Below are 24,969 nucleotides of genomic sequence, written 5' to 3'. Positions count from 1 at the left end.
GAGGCCACCTCGCCCGCTGAACCGCCACGGCCTGAAACGGGGTGGGCGACCTCGTCGACTGAACATCACCGCACTGAATCTTTCCAACTCACTCACACACCACTGAACAAAGTAATCGAGGAAGAATGTCTGAATCAGAAAACCCCACCACGGATTTCGAAACGATCGTTGACCGCGCGCTTGCTACCGCGAGGCGTTGGGCGACATCATCGACACAGTTCCCGACTGACCCGGCAGCACAGTTGCTGGCCGGCGTGTTGAAGGACGAAGAGGGCTTGGATTACACCGTTTCATTCGTTGACGGAGTAGTTCGCCCCGAAGACCAGAAGGTGGCCGCACGCCACCTTGCCGAGGTCGGCGCGAAGAACCCGAAGTTCTTGCCGTGGTATCTGCGCACTCCTGCACTGGTTGGCGGTAAGGCTGGCACGCTAGTTCCGTCAATCGCTGTTCCCGCTGCCCGCAAGGTGTTTGCACGCCTTGTTGGTGATCTTGTCGTTGATGTGTCCGACGAGAAGCTCGGTCCAGCAATCGAGCGACTTCGTAAAGATGGCGCGCGCCTGAACATGAACCTGCTCGGCGAAGCCGTGCTGGGCGAGAAGGAAGCTCGCAAGCGTCTCGACGACACTCGTCGTCTGCTGGAGCGCCCGGATGTTGACTACGTTTCACTGAAGGTTTCGGCGGTGACCGGCCCGCACAACCCGTGGGGATACGACCAGATCGTTGACCACGCGGTACGCGAATTGCTTCCGCTCTACCAGTACGCGGTCAGCGCCGGTGGCAAGTTCATCAACTTGGACATGGAGGAATACCACGACCTTCAGCTGACGGTCGACGTGTTCAAGACGATCCTCGACCGTGAAGAATGCCTGGGGCTGCGTGCCGGCATCGTGCTTCAGGCCTATCTGCCCGACACCTTAAACGTCATGAAGGATCTGCAGGAATGGGCGGCAGCACGCAGGGCGCGTGGCGGAGCACCGATCAAGGTGCGTGTCGTGAAGGGCGCAAACCTGGCAATGGAGCGCGTCGATGCCGCGATGCACGGCTGGGATCTGACGACCTGGGATTCGAAGCAGTCGACGGATGCGAACTACGTGCGAGTCCTGGATTGGGCGATGCACCCCGACCGTATTCAGAACGTCAACATCGGCGTCGCGGGACACAACCTGTTCACAGTCGCCTGCGCATGGGAGCTGGCGAAGGAACGCGGTGTTACCGACCACGTTGAATTCGAAATGCTGTCCGGTATGGCGATGCAGCAGGCGGCCGCTGTTCGTCAGGAAGTCGGCAACCTGTTGCTGTACGTGCCCGTCGTTCACCCCGACGAATACGACGTTGCCATCGCGTACCTGGTGCGCCGACTGGAAGAAAACTCTGCGGACGATAACTTCATGGCGTCGATCTTCGATATCGGCACCTCGCAAGTGTCATTCGATAAGGAAAAGACTCGCTTCCTTGCCGCAGTTGAGCAGATGAAGCGCGAGGGAATCAGCCGTGTTGGCGCAAATCGTACCCAGGACCGCACGTCGGAAACTGCCGACGACCTGGCTGCACCGTTGAAGGACTCGAACGGTAACTGGATCTTCGCGAACACTGCGGATTCGGATCCGGCTCTTCCGGTCAACCTACAGTGGGCACGTGAAATCGCCGAGCGTATCCCGACCTCAACTCTGGGAACTTCGACCCTTGAAGCGGGGACGATCACTGATCGCGAAACCCTGGACAACCTCGTCGAGGCGACCGCGAACGCCGGCAAGGAATGGGCGACTCGTAGCGCCGCAGAGCGTAGCGATATCCTGCACCGCGCAGGTGTTGAGCTGGCCCGTCGTCGCGCGGATCTGATCGAGGTTGCCGGCTCCGAACTGGGCAAGTCCCTGGAACAGGCTGACGTCGAGGTTTCCGAAGCTACCGACTTTGCCCACTACTACGCACAGCTTGCTCTGGAGCTCGAAAAACTCGATGGCGCCCAGTTCACTCCGGTGGATCTGACCTTGGTTACTCCGCCGTGGAACTTCCCGCTGGCAATTCCTGCCGGTGGCGTTCTGGCCGCTTTGGCTGCAGGATCGGCTGTCATTTTGAAGCCTGCTGATCCGGCTGCTCGCTGTGGCGCCGTTATTGCCGAGTGCCTGTGGGCTGCGGGTGTCCCGAAGGATGTCCTGCAGTTTGTCTCCGTCGGCGAGGACACGCTGGGTAAGGACCTCGTCACGCACCCGCGTGTGGGTCGCGTTGTCCTGACGGGCGCGGCTGGGACGGCTGAACTGTTCCGTTCCTGGGATCCAACGATGAAGATCATGGCAGAAACTTCGGGTAAGAACTCGATCATCATCACTCCGTCGGCCGACCTTGATCTGGCCGTAAAGGATGTTGTGAACTCAGCGTTCGGTCACGCTGGTCAGAAGTGTTCTGCCTGCTCCTATGTGATTCTGGTCGGTTCGGTCGGCTTCTCGAAGCGCGTGCGCAACCAGTTGCTTGACGCGGTTCGTTCCCTGCATGTCGCCTGGTCAGATGACCTGAGCGCTCAGATGGGTCCGCTGGCGACCGAGCCGACCGGAAAGCTACTGCGCGGTCTGACCACGTTGGAGCCAGGTCAGAAGTGGGAAATCACCCCAAAGCCTCTCGATGACACGAACCGACTGTGGAGTCCTGGTGTCCGCTCGGGTGTCCAGGTCGGTAGCGAGTACCACTTGACCGAATACTTCGGCCCGATCCTCGGCATTATCCGCGTCGATACGCTCGATGAGGCGATCGAAGCGCAGAACATGGTCGAGTACGGTCTGACCGCCGGCCTGCACTCGCTGGATCCGGACGAAATCAACTACTGGCTGAACAACGTCGAAGCTGGCAACGTGTACGTTAACCGCGGTATCACGGGCGCGATCGTGCGTCGCCAGCCGTTCGGTGGCTGGAAGCGTTCAGTTGTCGGCGAAGGCACGAAGGCCGGTGGCCCAAACTACCTGCTGGGCTTCGGTTCGCTGGCGTCCACGCCACTCGATTCCGCTCCGTCGACGCACACGTTGAAGCCTCAGTTGCGTGATCTGCTCAATTCGGCATCCGAGGTGCTTGACAGCGAAGAGATGGAGCGTTTGGCGAAGGCAATTTCGTCGGATAACGAGGCCGCGTTCACCGAATTCGACGTCTTACATGACCCGAGCGCGGTGCCCGCGGAGCGCAATATTCTGCGTTACATTCCGGCACGTGCAACGATTCGCGCCGGAGCGGGCGCTTCGCTGACCGATATTCTGCGCGTCATCTCGGCTGGCGTGGCAACGGGTTCCTTCGCTTCGAATCCACTGGGTGAGGGAATGATTCGCGAGACCACCGGCGGCGGTTGGGGCGATGTTGAGCTGACCGTTTCCACGACCACACCGCTACCCGCGTCGATCGCGTCGCTACTGGCGCACATGGGTATCGGGGTTGTTGTCGAAGACTTCGATCAGTTCACTATGCGTCTGACACAGGTGGAATTCAACTACGACGAGCGTATTCGTCTCATTGACGAGGCCGGCGACGACCTGCGTTGCGCCGTGGGTGGCTCGATTGACGTGGCCGTCTGGGATGGCCCCGTCACAAACTCTGGCCGTGTAGAGGTTCTGCCGTTCGTTCACGAGCAGGCAGTGTCGATCACGAACCATCGTTTCGGTAATCGCACTCCCCTGTCGACGCAGGTCTTGCAGGGCTGACTGAGGTGCCCCTGTGCGGGGTACTGCACAGGCTTCCTCAACCGTGTGAGTGAGGAATAGCGCCGGCGGGCATCGGAAAGCGACCACGTTATGTGCGTGGAATGCCCGCCGGCGCGACCTGTGCCCGGGGTGGAGCGACCCGATACGATAGGGGCATGGTCCCTCGCTTTCACACCGACGATAAGTTCCACAAACGCTCTGGCTCTGACACAGAGTTGATTCGTGACCTCGACCGTCTAGATGGTCGCTCCTACGGGTCGTATAAGTCGGTGATCGGCGACTGGGATTACGGCGATTTTTCGCTGAGCATTGATCGGATTCAGTCCGACCCTTACGCTCCTCCGTCGTCGATTCGCGCAACTGCGAAACCTGATCGAATGGGCTTGCCACCTGAAGCATTGGCGAATGGTCAGGCTCGTCTGGCGACGGCTGACTTCCTGGCGCGAGCCTTCGAGGTAGCAATCAGAAACCGCATTCGTGGTGGTGCCATTCGGATCGCTCACCCGGGTCCAGAGATCCTGCAGCGTTCAAGCGCGAAGGTGATGCCCGATCATGTTGAGATCCGTTTCCAGGTTCAGATGCCTGCGCGAGGTCGAACGATCATGGGCCGCGAAGCTGCCCGTATTTTCGACGTGGATATTCCGAACATTGTGATGGACACGTTTGATTTTGTGTCTGACGATGACATCACCATCGCCAAGACTTCTGCCCTGAAAACCCACATTGCAACGTACGAGGATCATTGCGCTCTGATCGATTCTCTGGCGGAAAACAACTGGGTGTCTTTTATCGCCGATGGCTCGTTGCTTGCCCGTAAGTCGGGGATTTCGCAGGTTCCGATGGACGCCGATACCGCGGTAACTTTTGAATCCCCGCAGACCCTGCGTCAGACGGTGAACCTTCCTCACGCGGGCACAGTCAGTGGCATGGCAATTGCTCCCGGTGTCACCGTAATCGTCGGCGGTGGCTACCACGGCAAGTCGACGCTATTATCAGCAATCCAACGAGGCGTGTACGCGCATGTTCCAAGCGACGGTCGCGAGCTCGTAGCAACTCTTCCGGACGCCATGAAGGTACGCGCAGCCGATGGTCGTACCGTGACCGGAGTCGATGTTTCTCCCTTTATTTCACATTTGCCGGCCGGCGCGGACACGACGAACTTCTCGACGTCGAACGCTTCAGGCTCAACCTCTCAGGCTGCGGCGATCATGGAGGCTGTGGAACTCGGCTCTCCTCTTCTGCTGATCGACGAAGACACTTCGGCAACGAACCTCTTGATCCGTGATGAGCGTATGCGCGCCCTCGTCGCCACCGAAAAAGAGCCGATCACTCCCCTCGTTGACCGTATCGGAGCTCTTGCAAAGCAGAATGTTTCAACGATTATGGTCATGGGCGGTTCTGGCGACTATCTGGACGTTGCCGACTGCGTCCTCATGCTTGACACTTACCGTTGCGTGGACGTCACCGCCCGCGCCAAGGATGTAGCTGAACACATGCCGCGGCCTCGTAATGACAAGCAGGAATTCGCGATGCCCGCGCCTCGTATCCCCCATCGCCTGCGCCCCACGTCCGACCGCCCGAAGACAAAGTCCGCGGGCCTGGACGAAATCACGATCGACCGCCAGACAATCACCCTGACGGACGTGGAGCAAATCGTCGATCCGGGTCAGACCGAAGCAATCGCGTGGGCGGTCCGAGGAGTTTTGGAAAACTATGCTGCCGGCAAGATGGCGCTAGCCGAACTGCTTGCTCGTCTTGAACGTCAGTTCGCATCCGAAGGCTTGGACGCGCTGACAAAGTTCGGGGCACGCTCATACCCGGCATTCTTGGCTCGCCCGCGACGCGTCGACATTGGGGCCGCGATCAACCGTTTCCGCGGGCTCAGTATTGTCGCCACCGACTCCGTGGAAAAGGACTGACCCCCCTCTATTCGAGGTTAATCGGGGACATCCCCCACAAGAAAATGGGGGTGGAAATGGGCGCTTCCCTCATAGTGCGCAGCTCGTTGCTCGGCGCACAGTTGAAGCATGAGCATTTCACTTCCACACTCTCAGTCAGTCTCATCCATTTCGTCGTCCGCGCCCGTTGTCGCGCTTGATCACGTATCCAAGATTTACGGTCAGGATGATACGCGCGTCGCAGCGCTCGACGACGTCAGCGTCGACTTTTACGAGCACACCTTCACCGCCATTATGGGTCCGTCGGGCTCAGGTAAGTCGACCATGCTTCACATGCTTGCCGGTCTCGATTTGGCGACCAGTGGCGAGGTTCGGATCGAAGGTAAAACCTTGTCGCAACTGGATGATGACGCGTTGACCCGTCTTCGTCGCGACCGCATCGGTTTCGTATTCCAGAGCTTCAACCTTGTTCCCACTCTTGATGCGCGCGCAAACATTGAGCTTCCCCTTCACTTGGCCGGACAAAAGCCTGACCGCCGTTGGCTCTCCATGATCATCGACGTGCTCGGCATCGGGAATCGCTTGACGCATCGCCCGCAGGAAATGTCTGGTGGCCAGCAGCAACGCGTCGCCGTTGCCCGTGCGCTCGCATCGAAGCCAGCAGTGATCGTCGCCGACGAACCGACCGGCAACCTGGACTCCGCTTCCTCGCGCGAGGTCCTGCAACTTCTTCGCGCCACCGTTGATCAGCTGGGGCAGAGCGTCATCATGGTGACGCACGATCAAAACGCCGCTCTGATTGCCGACCGTGTCCTGGTGATGCGCGACGGAAAGATCCGTGCCGATCTGACCAAGCCGACCGAAGCTCAGCTGAGCGAGGCTGCACGATGAGCTCCATTAAACAACCGGGCGATTTCGCCCCTACATCCGAGCCTCGTACCGACGCTTCCACATCGCGTGGAACCCTTGGCCACTTGCTCCGCGCCAACGTGAAGACGCACGGTCATCGCTACGTGGCGACCGGCCTCGCCGTCGCGATTTCAACCGCGTTCATCATGGTGTTCCTGGCACTCGGCAACGGCATGACCGCATCGCTGACCGCGAGTGCGCGCGATTCCTACCACAGTGCTGCCGCGGTGGTCGAGGCTACTGACGAGTTCTACGATGCCGGCCACTCGGATCTTTTAGAGGTCACCGATCAGTTGAAGGCAACCGACGGTGTCACGGCAATTGCACCGCAACAGCGGGCCTTCCTCAATCTGTCGAATGGCGCTAAACGCACGGTTCGCATGGCAAGCTCTACCCAGCCGGAACCTTTCCACCGCAGTGAAGTAACAGAAGGTGCCCTTCCGAACAGCGACACTGAGATCTTCCTCGACACGATCGCCGCCGACAACCTTGGCGTGAAGGTAGGCGACACGATTCAGGCAAGCGCTGCGTACACGCAGGATGCTTCTGCTCCAAAGACCAGCCTGACCGTTTCGGGCCTGGTGAAAACGGGGCCGACGAGCCAAGGTGTTGCGATGATGACACCGGACGGCTTGGTTGCCGCGTCCAATCACTCGCAGTACACGACCAGCATTCTGGTTGCCTCATCGAGCACCTCCCCGTCGATTGCTGAGCAAGAAAAGTTGGCGAACACGCTGACAACGACACTCGATGACACCGGTCTGACAGTAATGACCGGCCAAGCGGCATACGAAAGAGATCTTGAGCAACTGGCCGTCGGGTCAGCAACACTCAGAGCGATATTCCTGGTCTTCCCCGTGATTTCGATGATTGTCGCAATTATCGTTGTTGCGACGACCTTCCAGGTGATAATGACTCAGCGGCGCCGCGAGCTCGCCCTGCTACGCGCCATTGGCGCAACGAAGAAGCAAACTCGGTCGTTGGTCATGCGCGAGGCCGCATTGATCGGCCTCATCTCGTCGGCGGTCGGTACCGCCGTGGGCGCATTGGGTGGGTTTGCGATCCTGAACGGGTTCGGGATTGTCTCGTTCTCTGACGCAGTTGCCTCGGCTGCCTCGCCGATCGCCTTGGCGGGCACGTGGGCGGCTGGCACGCTGATGACGATCGCCGCGAACCTGCGCCCCGCGCGCTCGATTGCTCGCATGTCTCCGATCGAGGCACTGGGTAATCAAGCGGAAACCGCATCCTCGCAGAAGTCGCATCGCGTGTTCTTCATTGTTTCTCTCATCATTGCGGCACTTGCCTTCGCAGGTATGGGTGTTGGCCTGTTCATGCGTGGGTCGACCAGCGGTTTCCTGCTCGCATTCCTTTCCGGAATGGTCGCGCTGGTCGCCATGATGTGCGCATCGATCGTTTTCATCCCGGCCTTGGCACGTCTGTGGGGCAGTCTTGGACGGGGAACTACGGCGAAGCTGGCACGCGAAAATACTCTTCGCAATCCTGGTCGCACCGCAGCAACAGGTGTTGCTATCGCCATTGGCGTCACCCTAATCACCATGATGAGCGTGGGCGCAGCATCAATGCGTCAGACACTCACTTCCGAGGTTGATTCTGCTCGTCCTTACGATCTGACCGTGCAGTCTGCCAGCGGTGAGCTACCCGCATCCGCTCTGTCGGAGGTCACTGGGACACAAGGTGTTGCTGCGGCGGTTGAGATTCACGGGACCAGCGGAACGATGACAGCGGGGACCGATTCACTTGATGTCTTCATCGATGGCGTGCCCGACTTGAATTCGGTCGCACACTCCACGGTTGACGTATTGGATGATACGACCGCAAAGTTTTCGAGCAGCACAGTGAAGACCGGAGACACGGTTCAGGTGTGTACCTCGAACGGAAAGTGTGCGGACTTCACCGCTCTCATCGATGAACACTCCCAGGCTGACTACGTTTCAATCTCTGCGAACGCCCTCGGCAAACTGGATTCATCAGCCGGTGTGAGTGCGATTCAAGTGAAGCTGGACGACCAAGCGAGTGCTACCAAAGTACAGTCCGCTCTGCTGTCGCTCAACGACCAGTACTCGGTGAACGGTACCGCTCTTGAACGCGAAACCTACAACCGGGCGATCGATCAAGTCCTACTGGTCGTGATCGGAATGCTCGGTATTTCAGTTCTGATTGCACTGGTCGGTGTGACGAATACGCTCAGCCTGTCGGTTGCCGAGCGCACCCGCGAGAACGGTCTGTTGCGCGCTCTTGGTATGACCCGCCGGAATATTAAGACGATGCTGAGTGTCGAAGCTGTCTGTATCGCGTTGGCTGGGTCAACCATCGGTGTGATTCTGGGGATTATCTTTGGAATCGCGGGAACATACGCCCTGCCTTTAAAGGACGTGACCATTGCAATCGCCATGCCGTGGGGAACGCTGATTGCGGTTGTTGCTGTGTCCGTGTTGGCCGCTTTGATCGCCTCGTGGTTGCCCGGACGCAAGGCTGCAAAGGTCTCTCCCGTGGAGGCACTGACGACTGAGTAACACGGCTCCGTGTCGGGGCTCGGGGTGCATCCATTCGGATGCACCCCGAGTTTCGTTCAAGCCCGAACCTCGTCGGTTTTTCGCGTGTTGCGTGGGACTACACGAACTGCACCTAGCGCGACGGATCTGGGGTTTTCAGGGCAAAAGTGTCGCGTCAGATGCAGTTCGGGGCACAAAACCCGCCTCCTCACCGCACCACCTACACCCCACGCGACACAACCACGCCCTCAGACACTAAACCGTCGCGTCAGGTGCAGCCCGTGCACACAAACCGGTCAGTCTCTCAAAAACCAGCCAGTGAAAGCCCAACCACTCCCCTACTTTCGAGCGCGCACCGATGCCGTAAGAACGGTGAACAGGGAGTTCAAACGCTCATTGGCTGGCAGGTCGGCCAAGGTCATCATGTCTTCTTTGCCGAACCAGCGCATTTGACCACGGGAAGCATTAAACGCGCCGACGCGTGCGGTTGCCGGATTGACGGTGAAGGTGTCGATGCTGAGGCGCAGGCTCATTTACCCGTACGGGGCCATGTAAAACAATTGTGCATGGTGCGGGTTAAAGTCTGTGCATGAGCACATTCACCCTTCCACCTGTGGCCGAACGTCGATTTGGCTACCGCATCCGCGATATTCACGGCGATCATTTTGATGATGGCTGGGATTGGTTGCGCGATGAGTCGAATGCTGATGTGGTCGCGCACCTGGATGCAGAGAATCACTGGGCGGATCAAGTGTGTAAGCCAACTGAGTCATTGGCTGCAGCGATTACAGCCGAGGTGAAGGGGCATACGGCTCTGGATGATGTCTCGGTTCCCGTTTTGGACGGTGATTATTGGTATTTCCGCAAGTGGCATAAGGGCGATTCGTATGCGACGCATCATCGTGTGCCGGCCGATCGCAAGGGCATTGTTGATGCGTCTGCTCTTCCGCCTCAGCCCAGTGTTGATGATGTTCTTCCTGGCGAGACGCTGATTCTGGACGAGAATGCTCTGGCAAAGGGACAGGAGTTCTTTAAGGTCGCCGATATTCAGCCAAGCCCCGATGGTCGCTTAATCGCGTGGGCGCGGGACACTGCTGGGGATGAGCGCTTCACGTGGGTTGTTCAGGTTGCCGATACTGGCGAAATCGTTGATGAAGCCGTGGTTGACGCTGGTTATGGGCTGGCCTGGGCGGCGGATTCCGCTTCGTTTATTTACATCGGTGTGGATGATGCGTGGCGCGCGTGCGAAGTTTGGTGGCACCAGCTTGGCACCGGTCGTGATCAGGATCGTTTGCTTCTGGTTGATCCTGACGAGCGTTTTGAAGTGGGGATTTCCGATGGTGGGGACCCGTTCCATGTTCTCATTCATTCAATGTCGTCGACCGCTGGTCAGGCATGGGTGTGGTTGCCGGATCGTCCGTCAACGCGCCCACTTCCAGTAACTGGTCTGACAAAGCGTGTGATGGTGACGGTGGATTCTGCTGGCGATCACCTGCTTCTGGTGCACACTGCTCTGTCACAAGAGGGCACGCTTGCCGTTGCCACTTATCCGTCGGATCTTATTTCGCTGGCAACTCCCGTTGATGCTGACTATTCACGTAGCTCTCTTGGCGATCGCGCAACTGGATCAGCGATTGAGATTGACGAAACCGCGCCTTTTGCTCCCCCATCTGCGTGGGTCACTGTGCGCGAAGCGGGCACAGGCGAACGCCTGCTCGAAGTGGAAGCTAGGGCATCGTTCTGCGTGCTTTCTATGCGTTCGAATGCTCTGACACAAGTGGAGTACCGGGTACGAAACACGGCTCTTGACGTCAGTGGAGATGCCCGGCCTCGTCCCCTTTCGGGCGACGAACTGGGCGAACTCTGGGGCTGCGGACACTTCGTCGACGCCGAGGCTCCGGTGCGCACGATCGATTCCGTCGATGGGCCGCGCTTTGATGACCATTTCTTCCGCGTGCGCGTTCAGTCGCAGATTCAACCGGAAACAACGATCCAAGTTGATCCGTTCAGCGGTGGAACGACATTACTGAAGGTCGCGGAGGCTCCCGGCTGGGATCCGTCCACGATGGTGGAAGAGCGTGTGTGGGTAACGGCTCGCGATGGGAAGACTCAGATCCCGGTTACGTTGATTCACGGGGTTGATGTGCGACCTGACGGCACACATCCCGGGTGGGAATTGGGATATGGGTCGTACGAGGTCTCCTATGACCCCGAGTTTGAGACGCTCCGCCTGCCAATCTTTGAGCGCGGTGTGGTGTTTGCGATCGCGCATATCCGCGGTGGTGGCGAACTGGGGCGCGCGTGGTACGACGATGGGAAGGAAGCCGTGAAGGTGAATACTTTCACCGACTTCATTGACGTTGGGCGTTGGATGGTCGAATCAGGGTGGGTTGCTCCCGGACGCCTCATTGCTGAGGGACGAAGTGCCGGTGGTCTGTTGATGGGTGCCGTGTTGAATATGGCTCCCGACCTGTACCGAACGGTGATCGCTGGTGTTCCTTTCGTCGACGCTCTGACGACAATCTTGGATCCGAGTCTTCCTTTGACGGTCGGTGAATGGGAAGAGTGGGGTAACCCCATTGAAAGCCCGGAGATCTTCCGGATTATGAAGGGCTACACGCCGTACGAGAACGTGCCAGAAAACGTCACTCTGCCAGCAGTTATGGCAACAACGTCAGTGAATGACACACGCGTTGAATTTGTTGAGCCGACCAAGTGGGTCCAACGCCTACGAGAAGCGTCAGGGCAGAACGCAGATGGTGACCTTGCCGCCTCGCGTCCGATTGTTCTGCGTACTCAGATGGTTGCAGGTCATGCTGGGCCGTCTGGCCGTGAAGGGCGCTGGAAGGCTCGCGCCGAAGAGTTCGCTTTCGCGCTCGGGCAGGTCGGAGTTCGCGAGCCCGCAGCATCGGAACTAGGTACGTCTGAAGCATCCGAAGCAATGGACAAGGCTGGTGATCAGCGATGACGCCTGCAGGTAACCGTATCGTTGCTGCCGTTGACGGTTCTTCACTTGGGAATCCTGGGCCCGCCGGCTGGGCGTGGGTCGTTGACGCCACTTGCTGGGATGCCGGTGGCTGGGAATCGGGGACGAACAATCTGGGTGAACTCACCGCTGTTCTTGAGCTATTGAAGGCCACGGAAGCTGCTGGGTTTGCTGACTGTGAGCTCCATATCTTGGCCGATTCGCAGTACGCGATCAACGTGATCTCTCAGTGGATGCACGGGTGGAAGAAGCGCGGTTGGGTGAAAGCCGATAAGAAGCCGATCAAGAACCTTGAACTGATTCAAGAAATTGACCGCGTCATCGCTGGGCGGAAGGTGACCTTTGAATGGGTGAAAGGGCACGCTGGACACACCCTGAACGAGCTCGCCGACGACTTCGCGCGCGGATGCGCCGAAGAGTACCAAGCAGGTCGCATTCCGACGCCTGGCCCCGGTTTTGCTGATACCGGGATAGAAACTCCTGCTTCGCAGTCCAACGAGACGGGTGATTCCGCCGAGGATGCAGTGAGCGCATTCGCCTCGCAACCGGTTTCTTCTTCTGACTCTTCTTTCATGGAGATGCGTGATGGTTCCGGATCGGATAACAGGTCGCGTCTGATTGAGAATGAAAAGGTGTTCCTCACCGCCTGGCTTGCAGGAGAATCAACGGTTTTAAAGCAGATTGCATCCCCGAACTGCACGCGTGTTTGGCCGAACGGGAACGTGACCACGACCTTGGAGGGTCCTGTCCCCCTTGATGCGAAGATCAGTCGTATGACGGTGACTCCCGCGGGGAGCGCTTGGCTTGTTCACTACGAGATGCGATGGGAGACCGGTGCCAGCGTTGAACTGTCGATCTGGGAGCCAAGTGAGAATCCGCGTGGGCTGAGCCTGGTTCATCATCAGACAACCCTGAAAGGTTAAGAGGCAGGCCACACTGACGTCCACAGTGCGACCCTCGAACGAGCAGTAGCGACCCACGCGCAAGATTTGCTGAGTGATGTCCAGCCTGCAACCGCACTCCCGCAAAGAGCCAGCTTGCTCTCGGTTCACTGACATCGTTGCGGGTATGCGAATTGGATCGCCCGCCCGCGATACAGTGGGTTCATGCTCGTGAACTCGTATATTCAGCACTCTTGCACCGTCAATGAACACCGTTTCGTCGTCCCGTTGGATCACCGGAAGACGCTGAACGCACCCGCATCGACTCCGCAGACGCTGGAAACGATCGAGGTTTTCGCGCGCGAGGTGATCCGCCCCGGTGGCGAAAACCTCCCCTACTTGGTGTATTTGCAGGGGGGTCCCGGTTTTGGCGCGCCTCGTTCGGGTGACTTCCGCGATGGCTGGCTTGGGCGTCTGCTCGACGACCACCGCTTGGTTCTATTAGATCAACGAGGCACTGGCCAGTCGGGACGCCTTGATGCGCGCAGTTTGGTGGAGTCCGGTCGCTTCGATAACCCGGATGGGTCCATCAACGACCAGGCGTTGGCTGATTACCTGATGCTTTTCCGCCAGGATCAGATTGTCTGGGATGCCGAGCATGTTCGCCGTGAGCTGGCTGGCGACGCACAGTGGTCGACTCTGGGCCAGAGCTTCGGCGGATTCATCACGACCGCTTATCTGTCGCTCGCCCCAGAGGGCCTCGAAAAGTCACTACTTACGGGTGGTTTGCCGGGCCTTACACATGTTGACGAAATCTATCGCCGGACATACGCCGCCACGGCGAAGCGTAACCAGACCTACTTCTCGCGCTACGCATCCGACGAGCGCACGATCCGTGAAATCGCCGCTCACCTGCGCGACACCGAAGAACTACTGCCAACAGGAGAACGCCTCAGCCCCGCACGATTCCGCATGATCGGCATGGGCCTGGGAACAACAACGCGCACAGACATGTTGCACTACCTGCTCGAAGGCCCGTGGACGACGGTGCGTGGGCAGCGTCGTCTGTCACACCAGTTCCTCGAAGGCATCGCGGCGGAAATTGCAGGTACACCCATGTACGCGGTCCTGCACGAAACAATTTATGCGGGTGCGACCCCCGACCTGGCGGGCACGACAACGAACTGGTCCGCCGACCGTCTAGCCGAAGAAATCCCCGGTTTCGCTAAGGATGCCGATCCACTCGACGAATCTGAGCCCTACTACCTGACCGGCGAGCACATGATGCGCCGTTTCTTCGACGAGGATCCGTTCCTCCGCCCGTTCGCCAAAGCCTGCGACATTCTGGCGACACGCACGGATTGGCCGGCCGTCTACATTCCCGAGGTTCTGACTCACAACACCGTCCCGGTCGCAGCAGCCGTCTACTACGACGACATGTTTGTGCCTCGTGAACTGTCCCTCGATACCGCGGCGACAATCCGTGGCGCACGCACGTGGATCACGAACGAGTACCAGCACGACGGTCTGCGCGCGTCCGGAACGAACGTTATCGACCACCTTTTCGAGTTGGTACGCGACTGAGCACCGACTCCCTGGCTCCGCCTGCGATAAGAGCAGAGCCAAGATCGGCAGGCGGCCTCGTCGATTGGTGCACACTCGATGTGTGCGCAACTGGCCGATCTCACAAGATCGGCCGCCCGCCCACCTCACCTACCCACCCACATCGCGGGTAGGCTATGTCCATACCCCCAAACGCCCGCGCTTGGATACGAAGCACACCCCGGATTGAAAGAAGACCAGTGAGCACTCAGCCTGTTTTTGAAGCGATCAACTGGAACCGCATTGAGGACGAGAAGGACCTCGAGGTCTGGGATCGCCTCACCGGCAACTTCTGGTTGCCTGAAAAAGTGCCGTTGTCGAACGACATTCAGTCCTGGAAAACCCTGCACCCGGACGAGCAGCTGATGACGAACCGCGTGTTTACCGGCCTGACTCTGCTGGACACCCTGCAGGGCACCGTCGGCGCAATCTCCCTTATCCCCGACGCGCGCACCCCGCACGAGGAGGCCGTCTACACGAACATCGCGTTCATGGAGTCCGTGCACGCGAAGTCGTACTCCTCGATCTTCTCGACCCTCCTGTCCACCGAGGAGATCAACGAGTCCTTCCGCTGGTCGGAAGAGAACGAGCCCCTCCAGAAGAAGGCCGAGATCGTGAAGTCCTACTACGAGGGCGACGATCCGGCCAAGCGCAAGGTCGCCTCGACGATGCTCGAGTCCTTCCTCTTCTACTCGGGCTTCTACGCTCCGATGTACTGGTCGGCGCACGCGAAGCTGACGAACACCGCTGACCTGATCCGCCTGATCATCCGCGACGAGGCCGTTCACGGCTACTACATCGGCTACAAGTACCAGCTCGCCGTCGCCGAGTCCTCTCCCGAGCGCCGCGACGAGCTCAAGGATTACACCTACTCCCTCCTCTACGAGCTCTACGAGAACGAGGAGCAGTACACGGAGGATCTCTACGATCCGCTCGGCCTCACCGAGGACGTGAAGAAGTTCCTGCGCTACAACGCGAACAAGGCGCTGATGAACCTCGGCTACGAGGCCCTGTTCCCGGCCGACGAGACGAACGTGAACCCGGCAATTCTGGCGGCTCTGTCGCCGAACGCCGACGAGAACCACGATTTCTTCTCGGGCTCCGGTTCCTCCTACGTCATCGGCGAGATCGTCGACACCGAGGACGAGGACTGGGACTTCTAAGGCCCCTCCTTCAAGACAACTGACAAGGGCCCTGGCAACCAGCACGGTTGTCGGGGCTCTTTCGTTTCACCCCTGGATTTATCCTAGAAATCGTGGAGAAGCGTCCGCAAAAAACCCTCACTTTCGCGTTGACGGTTAAACTGTTTTTGTTACGTGTGTGCATTTACGCTCACGCGAAGCGTTTTTCCGTTGGAAGAGAGTCGATATTTCGGCGATCAACCGCCAGAAAAGCGTCCAATACCGCCTGTCCCTAGGAGTACCGAGCATGAGCATCTTTGATCGCTTTGAGAACGCAGTTGAGCGTGGTGTCAACGATGCCTTTTCGAAGGTTTTTCGTTCCGGCATTAAAGCGGTTGATGTGAACTCGGCTATTCGTCGCGCGATGGACGATTCGGCGCAGGAGCTGTCAACGGAGCGCACGATCGCGGCGAATCATTTCACGGTGTTTGCTACGCCGGCTGATTTGGATTCGTTGGAAGCTGACTTGAATGTTCTTGCGGACGAATTCGCAACGCAGGCGACCGAGCATGCTGCGGACAACGGGTACGCCCTGCTTGGCCCGGTAAGCGTTGAGTTCCGCGAGGATGACAAGGAGCAGGCAGGCAAGTTGCGCGTCGAGGCTTCGAATAAGCGTGGGAGTGTCGCGCCAGCGACTGCCTCGTCTCCTTCGCCTGAGCACCCGATCATTGAGGTGAATGGCGAGCGTTGGCTACTGACAGAACCCGTGACGGTGATTGGTCGCGGTACCGAAGCCGATATTATCGTCGCCGACACCGGCGTTTCGCGCCGTCACCTTGAACTGCGAATCACGCCGACCGGTGTGATTGCTACTGATCTTGGTTCCACGAATGGCACGTTTGTTGAGGGCCACAAGATTGATGCTGCGACCCTGCTGGATGGTAACCAGCTGACGATTGGTCGTACTGTCATCGACTTTTGGACTCACCCGGAAACGGGGGGTGATGAATGACCTCGGATCTCGCGTTTACGGTTTTTAGGATCGGGTACCTGGTCCTGCTGTGGTTGCTCGTGTTGGGTGCCGTGAATACGTTGCGTCGCGACGTGTTTGGCACGGTTGTTACCCCGCGTGGTAAGGGCAGAAAGGCCGCTGATCAGCGTCGTAAAGAGAATCGACGAAACCGCCACCAGGCTCGGAACTTAGAGCCCGATGTGCCACGGAACGTGTTGCTGACGGGTGGCCCGCTTGTGGGAACTGTTCTTCCGTTGGGAACGACACCGATTGTGATTGGGCGTTCGCCCGCGTCGACGCTTGTGCTTGAGGATGAGTACGCGTCGGGGCGTCATGCTCGCCTTCAGCCTTCTGAGCAAGGCTGGTGGATCGAGGATTTGAGTAGCCGTAATGGCACCTTCGTTGATGATGAGCGTCTGAGCGAGCCTCGTCTGCTTCATTCGGGCGATGTTGTGCGTATTGGGCAGACCACGTTTGAATTGGTGAGCTGATGGCAGCTGCCCCGATTGAATTCCGTTGCGCGGCCCGTTCTGACGTTGGGTTGGTTCGAAGCAATAACCAGGATTCTGGTTATGCGGGTCCGAACCTGCTTGTTTTAGCCGATGGCATGGGTGGTCCTGCCGGTGGCGATATTGCGTCAAGCGTTGCGATTGCGCACCTTGTTCCTCTGGATTCGGATTCGTATCCTGCGGACAAGATGCTGCCGTTGCTTCGCGAAGCGTTGATGGATGCGCACGATGAACTGTCGGATCGTTCTCGTCGAGACAAGGATCTTGAGGGTCTGGGGACGACGTGTATTGCTGTGATGCGTTCGGGCAATAAGTTGGCGATGGTTCATATCGGCGATTCGCGCGCCTATGTTTTGCGTGGAGAGGCTCTCACGCAGGTAACAACGGACCATTCGTTCGTTCAGTATCTGGTGGAGTCCGGTCAAATCACGCCTGAAGAGGCAGAACATCATCCGAATAAGAATGTTGTTTTGCGTGTTTTGGGCGATTCTCAGGCGGATGTGACTCCGGATGAGACGATCCGCGAAGCGGTTGTCGGCGATCGTTGGTTGCTTTGCTCCGATGGCCTGTCGGGTGTTGTGTCTCCCGAGACGTTGGGTGCTGTTCTCGCCGAAATTGATGATCCCGGTGAGTGCGCTGAAGAGTTGATTCGCCTTGCGCTTCGCGCGGGCGGTCCTGACAACATCACGTGCGTTGTTGCTGACATTGTCGAGCCCGGGTCGTATCCGGTTGGGCCTCCCCAGATTGTGGGCGCGGCGGCGATTGATCGTCATGCTGCTTCTCGCGGTGGCGAGGGTGCGGCTGGGCGCGCGGCGGCTTTGCGGAAGCAACGCCGTTTGGCGATTGACGAAGATGACGGCGAGGATCAGACGAAGCGTCGCGCGTGGTTCGCCCCGCTTTTGGGTCTTGTTGTCGCTGTTCTGCTCGGTGTTGGCGGATGGCTTGGTTGGTCGTGGACGCAGAGCCAGTATTACGTGATCGGCCAGGATGGCTACGTCGTTATCTACCAGGGCATTCCGCAGTCGTTGGGACCGTGGAAGTTCTCGCACGCCGTCGAAGTCACGGATCTTTCGTTGGCTGAGTTGACCAATGCGGACCGTCAACGCCTGCAGGATCCTGTTCTGCGTTCGTCGCGCAAGAAGATCGATCAGTACATTGATCAGTTGCGTCTGAACAAGAAGAGCTTTAAGTCTGCACTGAACGCTGATAACTCTCAGTCTGACGATAGCGCTCAATCCGCGTCCTCAGGACAGTCGGCGGCTCAATCAGGTTCGACGAATAACAGTGTGGCGGGTGGTCACTGATGGCTCTTGTGACCGTTGCTCCCGCGAAGCCTCGTCGCGGTCTTGAAATTATTCTTTTGCTGGTTGCTTTGACAGTCGGTATTGGCGGATATGTTCTGACCAGCATTAATCGCACGGGTGAGTTGCCCGGCAATCTTGCGATGCACGCCGGTATTTTGCTGGCGATTGCGATTGTCGCCGAGGTGGGGATGCATTTCCTGGCACCCTTCGCTGACCCCGTGATTCTGCCGATTGCGGTAGCGCTCACCGGCCTGGGTTTGGCGATGATTTATCGCTTGGATATGTCCTACGATGCGCTTGGTCAGGCGACCGTCGAAATGCGTCAGCTAATGTTTGTGGGCATCGCAATTGCTGTCGCCGCGTTGATTCTGATCGTGTTGAAGGACCATCGTTCGTTGCGTCGTTACACGTACACGTTCGGTGTCCTGTCCTTGATCCTGCTACTGCTCCCGATGATTCCGGGGCTCGGTGTCGAAACGTTCGGGGCACGAGTCTGGATCCGCATCGGTTCGATGTCGTTCCAGCCCGGCGAGCTGGTGAAGATCACGCTGGCACTGTTCTTTGCCGGCTACTTGGTGACGAATCGTGACAATCTTGCGATTGGTGGACGTCAGTTCCTTGGAATGCGATTGCCTCGCGCCCGCGACTTGGGTCCGATTCTGCTTGTCTGGTTGATCGGTATTGCGATTCTTGTTTTGCAGCGCGATCTTGGTACCTCGCTCCTGTTCTTCAGCCTCTTCGTGGCAATGCTGTACGTGGCAACGAATCGAGTGTCGTGGCTGGTCATCGGTTTCATCATGTTCGTGCCCGCTGTTGCGCTGACAGTCAAGGCATTCCCGCACGTCGCGAATCGTTTCTCGGTGTGGTTGAACGCGTTGGATCCCGAGGTTTATGAGCAGACGGGCGGGTCGTTCCAGCTGGTGCAGTCGCTGTTCGGTCAGGCATCGGGCGGTTTGATGGGGACAGGTTGGGGTCGTGGCTACCCACAGTTGGTTCCTCTTGCCAATTCTGACTTCATTCTTTCGTCGCTTGCCGAAGAATTGGGTTTGACCGGTTTGGCCGCAATTCTGGTGCTGTATCTGGTGCTGATTGAACGCGGTTTACGTGCCGCCATTTCCGTTCGTGACGGTTTCGGGAAGCTGCTGGCAACGGGTTTGAGTTTCTCGCTGGCAATTCAGCTGTTCGTTGTGTTGGGCGGTATTACTCGCCTGATCCCGCTAACGGGTCTGACGGCGCCGTTCTTGGCAGCCGGTGGCTCGTCAATGGTGTCGTCGTGGTTGACTGTCGCGCTGTTGATTCGCGTGTCCGATGCGGCTCGTCGTCCCGCCGCCACACCTGCTCCGTGGAACTCAGGTATCCAACCGTCAGTTGCACGTGAGGTGAACGCATGAACCATCAGATTCGTCGCTTGTCCATCGTCATCTTCGCAATGTTTGCTCTGCTTGGTTTGGCTGCAACGAACAATCAGTTCCTTCAGGCTCCGTCTTTAAACGCCGATGGGCGTAATGAACGCACTATTTTGCACGCGGCGGAAACGGATCGCGGTCCGATCATTGTTGCGGGTTCGGCGATTGCGTCGTCAACGAAGATTGAGGGCTCTCATCGTTTCCAGCGTTCCTATTCTCAGGGTCCGCTTTATGCTTCGGTGACCGGGTATTTCTCGTCCGCATTTTCGCAGGCAACCGGGCTTGAGTCGGCCGCTGAATCAACATTGGACGGACAGTCTCAGGCTCTTCTTGGTCAGCGTCTTCACAACCTGTTTACGGGCGCTTCTCGCCAGGGCGGTGGCTTGGTGCTGACGTTGGATCCGACCCTCCAGCAGATTGCCGCTGATCAGTTGGGTAACCGCAAGGGCGCCGTCGTGGCGTTGAATGCAAAGACCGGCGCGATTTTGGCGATGTATTCATCTCCCAGCTATGACCCGAATTCTCTGGCCGCCTTCGATTCCGAGGCGGTGAGTGACGCGTATAAGGCTCTGACGGAAGATCCGAACGAGCCCCTATCGAACCGTGCGATCGCGGGTAATCGCTATGAGCCAGGTTCGACGTTCAAGATTTTGACGTCAATCGCTCTGATCGAAAATGGTGTCGCTTCACCATCCACGAATGTGGAATCCCCCGTTTCAACAGTGCTTCCCGGAACTCAGACGACGGTGTCGAACATTGAGTCTTCGACGTGTGGCAATGGGAATCCGACGTTGGCTGAAGCGTTTGCACGATCGTGCAACACGTCGTTCATTCTTGCCGCGCAGTCTCTTTCTCACAATCAGCTTGCCGATGTGGCGTCGCGTTTCGGTTTCGGCGCGTCCCAGTCGATTCCGCTTGCTGTGACTCCTTCGGTTTTCCCTGAAACGACGGACGCGGCCCAGCTGGCGATGAGCGCTATCGGCCAGTATTCAGTTCAGGTGACGCCACTTGAAATGGCTGAGATTGCTCAGACGATCGCTAACGGTGGTCAGATGATGAAGCCCTACTTGGTGTCGCAGGTTGTGGATGCTGATTTGGCTGTCCAGTCCGAGACCAACCCGACTGTGTTGCGCACCCCGATTAGTGCCGATATTGCGACGCAACTGACCGAGATGATGAAGGGTGTTGTCAATCAGCCGTATGGCACGGGCACATCCATGGCGCTCGACGGCATTTCCGTGGCGGCGAAGACCGGCACGGCGGAAACGGGCACTAACGGACACGCGAACGCGTGGGCGGTGGGTTTTGCTCCCGCTGATGATCCGCAGATTGCCTTCGCTGTCCTTGTCGAGGGTGACGATACGGATCCAGCTCCTCACGGTGGAACCGTTGCCGGCCCAATTGCTCGCGCGCTTCTAGAGGCAGGTATCCAATGAGTTCTTCCACAAAGTATTCAGCGGGCAAGAAGCTGGGCGGTCGTTACACGCTGCTCACGCCGATTGCTCAAGGTGGCATGGGCGAGGTCTGGAAGGCCCGCGATCAGGTGACCAGTCGCATGGTGGCCGCAAAGGTATTGCGCCCGGAGTTCTCTGGCGAAGAGTTGTCCCTGTCGCGTCTGCGTATCGAAGCGAATAATGCGATGCGTATCCAGCACCCGAATATTGCGAACGTGCAGGATTCTGGCGAGCAGGATGGTCGCGGCTGGATCGTCATGGAGCTGGTTGAAGGCAAGCCCCTCAATCACTACTTGAAAGACGGTCATCGCATTGCCACGCAGGACCTCGTCCCCGTGCTGATGCAGGTCGCGATGGCGCTCGGCGCAGCGTCGGAAGCCGGGGTTGTCCACCGTGATATTAAGCCCGCGAATATTCTGGTGCGCCCCGACGGCATCGTGAAGCTGACCGATTTTGGTATTTCGCGCTCGAATAATCAGGCGGCTCTGACCGCCGCGGGAATGGTGATGGGCACGGCTCAGTACCTTCCGCCCGAGCAGGCAATGGGGGAAATCGCGACATCGTTGGGTGATTTGTACGCCTTGGGTGTAATTGCGTACGAGGCTGCTGCCGGACAGCGACCCTTTACTGGCAAGACGCAAGTTGATATTGCGTTCTCGCACGTGAATGATCCTGTTCCTCCCCTGCCTTCTGACGTGCCGCGTCCGCTTGCTGACATCATTTGTCACCTCCTGGAAAAGAAGCCGGAGAAGCGCCCCGACTCTGGTGTGGCGCTGGTCCGCGAGCTGTCGAAGGCGGCAAAGCAGATGGGTATTTCTGTAGCAACTCATCCGCTTCCCGACCCATTCCCAGAGGCGAAGATGGAGCCGACGCAGGTTCACCCGTCTCCCGTGGCAGCGCCGGTTCATCACACGAAGCGTCGCAGTCTTCCCGAGGAACTGCTGGAACGCCCAGCGGGCCTTGATACTCCAGCGGATCCGCAGAACCTTACGCAACAGTCAGATTCGCAGGATCCTCAAAACGTAAACTCCCAGACAGAACACTCACAGTCGCTCTCAGGAGATGCCATGCCATCGAACAAGGGGGATGTGGACTTAGATCCAACCGCGGTGCGTCGTCGTCAGCTCAGTGAACGACTGAAGGAACGTGCTCGCGTCCGCGAAGAGGCTGACACGGCTCACGCTTCGGTGTCGCCGACACTTCCACCACCACCGGCTCTCACCGACAAACGTTCGGACATCGATTCAGCCAAGCGCTCAGGAACGCAGGCCGTGACCTCGTCCCCCCAGACGAAGACGCGCCAGCAGAAACTGTCGTCGCCACCACCCAAGCGGGTCAGACCGAAGCCACCGAGCCAGGCGAGCAGGCAGGTCTGGTACTCCGTGTCGAAGCGGAATGCGCCACCGGTGAGCACCGTGCCCCCGGCTCCGACTCAGTACAACAGGTCGGTGGTTGCGCCACCTGTTTCAAAGGGTCGACGCATCATCCAAGCAATCATCATTGCCCTGATAATCATCGCGATTCTCGCGGGCGCATATTTCATTCTTCAGCACATGTTCGGGTCACTCACGTCGCTTCTCAGTGACGGGCTCCCCACCACGAAGGAGGTTCAGACATGGCAGACTCCATGGGCCGCCGTCTAGCCGGCAGGTACGAGGTTCGCTCACTGATCGGGCGCGGCGGGATGGCGGAAGTCCACCTGGGCTTCGACACGCGCCTATCACGCGTTGTCGCAATCAAGATGCTGCGCTCTGACCTAGCACGAGACTCCGTGTTCCAGGCGCGTTTCAGGCGTGAAGCGCAGTCGGCTGCTTCTTTGAACCACGCGAATATTGTGGCCGTGTACGACACGGGCGAGGAAATGCTGACCGGCCCTGACGGTCGCGCTATCTCCGTGCCGTACATCGTGATGGAGTACGTCGAGGGGCACACGGTCAAGGAACTGCTCGCTGACGGTACTCCGGTGCCGATCAACGAGGCCGTTGCCATCGTGTCCGGCGTGTTGGGCGCGCTTGAATACTCCCATTCGCAGCATTTGGTGCACCGGGATATCAAGCCGGGCAACATCATGTTGACGAATGACGGCAAGGTGAAGGTCATGGACTTCGGTATCGCGCGTGCGATCACCGATTCGCAGGCGACGATGACGCAGACGAACGCTGTCGTTGGCACTGCCCAGTATCTGTCGCCCGAGCAGGCTCGCGGTGAGCAGGTGGACGCGCGTTCCGACTTGTACTCCACCGGCGTTGTCCTGTTTGAGTTGCTGACCGGTCGTCCGCCGTTTACCGGCGATTCGGCTGTTGCCGTTGCCTACCAGCATGTTCAGCAGTTGCCTCCCACACCGTCGTCGATCACCCCGGATGTTCCCGAGGCACTGGATCGCGTCGTCATGAAGGCTCTGGCAAAGGATCGCACAGACCGCTACACGTCAGCTGCCTCTATGCTGGCTGATTTGATGCGAGCGTCGCACGGTGGCCACGTGAATGCTCCAGCCGTTGCGGTGTGGGCGGACACGGTTCCGATGGCTGCGGCAAACGTAGCTAATTCGCAGCCGACTCAAACGTTGCCTCCGGCAGTTGCTTCCCCGTCAAATGCGACAACGACCTTTGCGCCCGTTGCGACGCAGGAGTTTGAGGAAGAACCGAAAAAGAAGTCGAAGAAGGGCATTATTGTTGCGCTTGTCATTGTGGCTCTGCTACTGATGGGCGGTATTTGGTACACACTGTCGCATGCTTCTTCGGATAAAGAGATGGTCGCTGTCCCCGACAATCTGATCGGAATGACGCAGGCGGAGGCGAAGTCCGCAGTTGAGTCTGTTGGCTTGGTGTTCGCGATTTCGAATGAGACGGTTGCCTCTGACGAGATTGAAGAAGGCAAGGTCGCCGAGACTGATCCGCCGTCGGGCGATCAGGTTGAGGTTGGTTCGACCGTGACGGCGAAGTTGTCGACTGGCGCTGAATCCGTTGTTATTCCTGACAATCTAGTGGGTATGAGCCCGGATGCCGCGAAGCAGGCAATTGAGGCTCTGGGGCTTGTGTATGAACAGACCGCTGACCCTGTTGCTTCTGCGGATGTGGAAGAAGGCAAGGTTGCTCAGGTGAACCCGTCGGTTGGTTCGAAGGTCAAGAAGGGATCGACCGTGAAGGTCAGTCTGTCGTCGGGCCCGAAGAGCGTTGAGGTTCCGGATGTTACGGGTATGACGCAGGATCAGGCGCGCGAGGCTCTGGCTGCGAAGGGCTTGACGGTTGGTTCCGTTCAGGTGTCGGATGACCCGAGCCAGAAGGAAGGTCTAGTGATTTCCACTAACCCGGCTGCTGGCACGTCGGTTAATAAGGACACGGCGGTCACGTTGACTGTGTCTTCTGGCAAGATCACGATTCCTTCAGGTTTGGTTGGTTACGACCAGGCGCATGTTGTTCAGACTTTGCAGGAGCTTGGCTTGCGCACATCGGTGACGGAGCAGTACTCGAACAATCTGGAAGCTGGCGGTGTTCTGGCGGTGAATCCGACTGAGGGTTCTGTTGTCGCCCAGGGTTCGACCGTGAACCTTACGGTGTCGAAGGGTCCGCAGACTCCTCCGGCTAATCCGAACAATTCCGGTCAGGCGAACTCGGGTAGCTAGTGGGTAGTTATCCGATTCACCGTGGGTGGATTTGATTGACGAGGCCTGGCGGGGATCATATGATCCCCGCCAGGT

The 24,969-nt window shown here is 58.4% G+C and carries 16 protein-coding genes; 15 read left to right on the top strand and 1 reads right to left on the bottom strand.

Annotated elements, in window-relative coordinates; genetic code table 11:
• Nucleotides 1-125 precede the first annotated feature (125 nt).
• The 4 genes from G5S47_RS00340 (at nucleotide 126) to G5S47_RS00325 (ending at nucleotide 9,018) form a co-directional block, all read left to right on the top strand.
• Nucleotides 126-3,677, top strand: a complete 3,552-nt coding sequence (locus G5S47_RS00340) for a proline dehydrogenase family protein (RefSeq protein WP_219585582.1) — start codon at nucleotides 126-128, stop codon at nucleotides 3,675-3,677.
• 155 nt (nucleotides 3,678-3,832) lie between these two features.
• Entirely contained in the window at nucleotides 3,833-5,596 is a 1,764-nt protein-coding gene (locus G5S47_RS00335) for an ABC-ATPase domain-containing protein (protein WP_040318352.1), read from the top strand.
• A 108-nt stretch (nucleotides 5,597-5,704) separates the two neighbouring features.
• On the top strand, nucleotides 5,705-6,466 hold the full coding sequence (locus tag G5S47_RS00330; RefSeq protein WP_006680656.1) for an ABC transporter ATP-binding protein: 762 nt from the start codon (nucleotides 5,705-5,707) through the stop codon (nucleotides 6,464-6,466).
• Nucleotides 6,463-9,018, top strand: coding sequence for an ABC transporter permease (locus G5S47_RS00325; protein ID WP_219585581.1), 2,556 nt, complete (start codon nucleotides 6,463-6,465; stop codon nucleotides 9,016-9,018). Before G5S47_RS00330 ends, G5S47_RS00325 begins: the two co-directional genes overlap by 4 nt.
• A gap of 317 nt (nucleotides 9,019-9,335) precedes the next feature.
• On the opposite strand, the gene G5S47_RS00320 is transcribed toward G5S47_RS00325, so the two are convergent.
• Entirely contained in the window at nucleotides 9,336-9,530 is a 195-nt protein-coding gene (locus tag G5S47_RS00320; protein WP_006680654.1) for a hypothetical protein, read from the bottom strand.
• A gap of 56 nt (nucleotides 9,531-9,586) precedes the next feature.
• Here G5S47_RS00320 and G5S47_RS00315 point away from each other — a divergent pair, with 56 nt between their 5' ends.
• The 11 genes from G5S47_RS00315 to pknB all read left to right on the top strand — a co-directional run bounded on the left by G5S47_RS00315 (nucleotide 9,587) and on the right by pknB (nucleotide 24,894).
• Nucleotides 9,587-11,965, top strand: a complete 2,379-nt coding sequence (locus G5S47_RS00315) for a S9 family peptidase (protein ID WP_219585580.1) — start codon at nucleotides 9,587-9,589, stop codon at nucleotides 11,963-11,965.
• Nucleotides 11,962-12,906, top strand: coding sequence for a ribonuclease H family protein (locus tag G5S47_RS00310; protein WP_006680652.1), 945 nt, complete (start codon nucleotides 11,962-11,964; stop codon nucleotides 12,904-12,906). The genes G5S47_RS00315 and G5S47_RS00310 overlap by 4 nt, the downstream gene beginning before the upstream one ends.
• Nucleotides 12,907-13,089: 183 nt before the next feature.
• Nucleotides 13,090-14,448: an alpha/beta fold hydrolase gene (locus tag G5S47_RS00305; RefSeq protein ID WP_103632837.1), complete on the top strand. Its 1,359-nt coding sequence runs from the start codon at nucleotides 13,090-13,092 to the stop codon at nucleotides 14,446-14,448.
• A 218-nt stretch (nucleotides 14,449-14,666) separates the two neighbouring features.
• A complete protein-coding gene (gene nrdF, locus G5S47_RS00300) occupies nucleotides 14,667-15,629 on the top strand; it encodes a class 1b ribonucleoside-diphosphate reductase subunit beta (protein WP_103632838.1) in 963 nt (320 codons plus the stop codon).
• A gap of 265 nt (nucleotides 15,630-15,894) precedes the next feature.
• A complete protein-coding gene (locus tag G5S47_RS00295) occupies nucleotides 15,895-16,599 on the top strand; it encodes an FHA domain-containing protein (protein ID WP_103632839.1) in 705 nt (234 codons plus the stop codon).
• Entirely contained in the window at nucleotides 16,596-17,090 is a 495-nt protein-coding gene (locus G5S47_RS00290) for an FHA domain-containing protein FhaB/FipA (RefSeq protein ID WP_006680648.1), read from the top strand. Before G5S47_RS00295 ends, G5S47_RS00290 begins: the two co-directional genes overlap by 4 nt.
• On the top strand, nucleotides 17,090-18,412 hold the full coding sequence (locus G5S47_RS00285) for a PP2C family protein-serine/threonine phosphatase (protein WP_219585579.1): 1,323 nt from the start codon (nucleotides 17,090-17,092) through the stop codon (nucleotides 18,410-18,412). Before G5S47_RS00290 ends, G5S47_RS00285 begins: the two co-directional genes overlap by 1 nt.
• On the top strand, nucleotides 18,412-19,803 hold the full coding sequence (locus tag G5S47_RS00280) for an FtsW/RodA/SpoVE family cell cycle protein (protein WP_219585578.1): 1,392 nt from the start codon (nucleotides 18,412-18,414) through the stop codon (nucleotides 19,801-19,803). The genes G5S47_RS00285 and G5S47_RS00280 overlap by 1 nt, the downstream gene beginning before the upstream one ends.
• Nucleotides 19,800-21,254 (top strand): peptidoglycan D,D-transpeptidase FtsI family protein, encoded by a 1,455-nt coding sequence (locus G5S47_RS00275; RefSeq protein WP_219585577.1) that lies wholly within the window; start codon nucleotides 19,800-19,802, stop codon nucleotides 21,252-21,254. The genes G5S47_RS00280 and G5S47_RS00275 overlap by 4 nt, the downstream gene beginning before the upstream one ends.
• The gene (locus G5S47_RS00270; RefSeq protein WP_219585576.1) at nucleotides 21,251-22,915 is read left to right on the top strand and encodes a serine/threonine-protein kinase; all 1,665 of its coding nucleotides are present in this window, start codon (nucleotides 21,251-21,253) and stop codon (nucleotides 22,913-22,915) included. The genes G5S47_RS00275 and G5S47_RS00270 overlap by 4 nt, the downstream gene beginning before the upstream one ends.
• Nucleotides 22,888-24,894, top strand: coding sequence for a Stk1 family PASTA domain-containing Ser/Thr kinase (gene pknB / locus G5S47_RS00265; RefSeq protein ID WP_219585575.1), 2,007 nt, complete (start codon nucleotides 22,888-22,890; stop codon nucleotides 24,892-24,894). Before G5S47_RS00270 ends, pknB begins: the two co-directional genes overlap by 28 nt.
• Nucleotides 24,895-24,969 lie beyond the last annotated feature (75 nt).

Source organism: Schaalia turicensis (assembly GCF_019380255.1).
Taxonomy (GTDB): Bacteria; Actinomycetota; Actinomycetes; order Actinomycetales; family Actinomycetaceae; genus Pauljensenia; species Pauljensenia turicensis_A.
Note: the sequence above shows the minus strand (reverse complement) of the source record. Positions and strands in the feature narration are given on the sequence as shown.

Excerpts from the sequence above, each read along its gene's own strand:
- G5S47_RS00295 (WP_103632839.1), top strand. The coding sequence starts at position 15,895 with ATGAGCATCTTTGATCGCTTTGAGAACGCAGTTGAGCGTGGTGTCAAC.
- G5S47_RS00335 (WP_040318352.1), top strand. The coding sequence starts at position 3,833 with ATGGTCCCTCGCTTTCACACCGACGATAAGTTCCACAAACGCTCTGGC.
- G5S47_RS00280 (WP_219585578.1), top strand. The coding sequence starts at position 18,412 with ATGGCTCTTGTGACCGTTGCTCCCGCGAAGCCTCGTCGCGGTCTTGAA.
- G5S47_RS00340 (WP_219585582.1), top strand. The coding sequence starts at position 126 with ATGTCTGAATCAGAAAACCCCACCACGGATTTCGAAACGATCGTTGAC.
- G5S47_RS00275 (WP_219585577.1), top strand. The coding sequence starts at position 19,800 with ATGAACCATCAGATTCGTCGCTTGTCCATCGTCATCTTCGCAATGTTT.
- G5S47_RS00315 (WP_219585580.1), top strand. The coding sequence starts at position 9,587 with ATGAGCACATTCACCCTTCCACCTGTGGCCGAACGTCGATTTGGCTAC.
- G5S47_RS00320 (WP_006680654.1), bottom strand. The coding sequence starts at position 9,530 with ATGAGCCTGCGCCTCAGCATCGACACCTTCACCGTCAATCCGGCAACC.
- G5S47_RS00290 (WP_006680648.1), top strand. The coding sequence starts at position 16,596 with ATGACCTCGGATCTCGCGTTTACGGTTTTTAGGATCGGGTACCTGGTC.
- G5S47_RS00330 (WP_006680656.1), top strand. The coding sequence starts at position 5,705 with ATGAGCATTTCACTTCCACACTCTCAGTCAGTCTCATCCATTTCGTCG.
- G5S47_RS00310 (WP_006680652.1), top strand. The coding sequence starts at position 11,962 with ATGACGCCTGCAGGTAACCGTATCGTTGCTGCCGTTGACGGTTCTTCA.
- G5S47_RS00325 (WP_219585581.1), top strand. The coding sequence starts at position 6,463 with ATGAGCTCCATTAAACAACCGGGCGATTTCGCCCCTACATCCGAGCCT.
- pknB (WP_219585575.1), top strand. The coding sequence starts at position 22,888 with ATGGCAGACTCCATGGGCCGCCGTCTAGCCGGCAGGTACGAGGTTCGC.
- G5S47_RS00305 (WP_103632837.1), top strand. The coding sequence starts at position 13,090 with ATGCTCGTGAACTCGTATATTCAGCACTCTTGCACCGTCAATGAACAC.
- G5S47_RS00270 (WP_219585576.1), top strand. The coding sequence starts at position 21,251 with ATGAGTTCTTCCACAAAGTATTCAGCGGGCAAGAAGCTGGGCGGTCGT.
- G5S47_RS00285 (WP_219585579.1), top strand. The coding sequence starts at position 17,090 with ATGGCAGCTGCCCCGATTGAATTCCGTTGCGCGGCCCGTTCTGACGTT.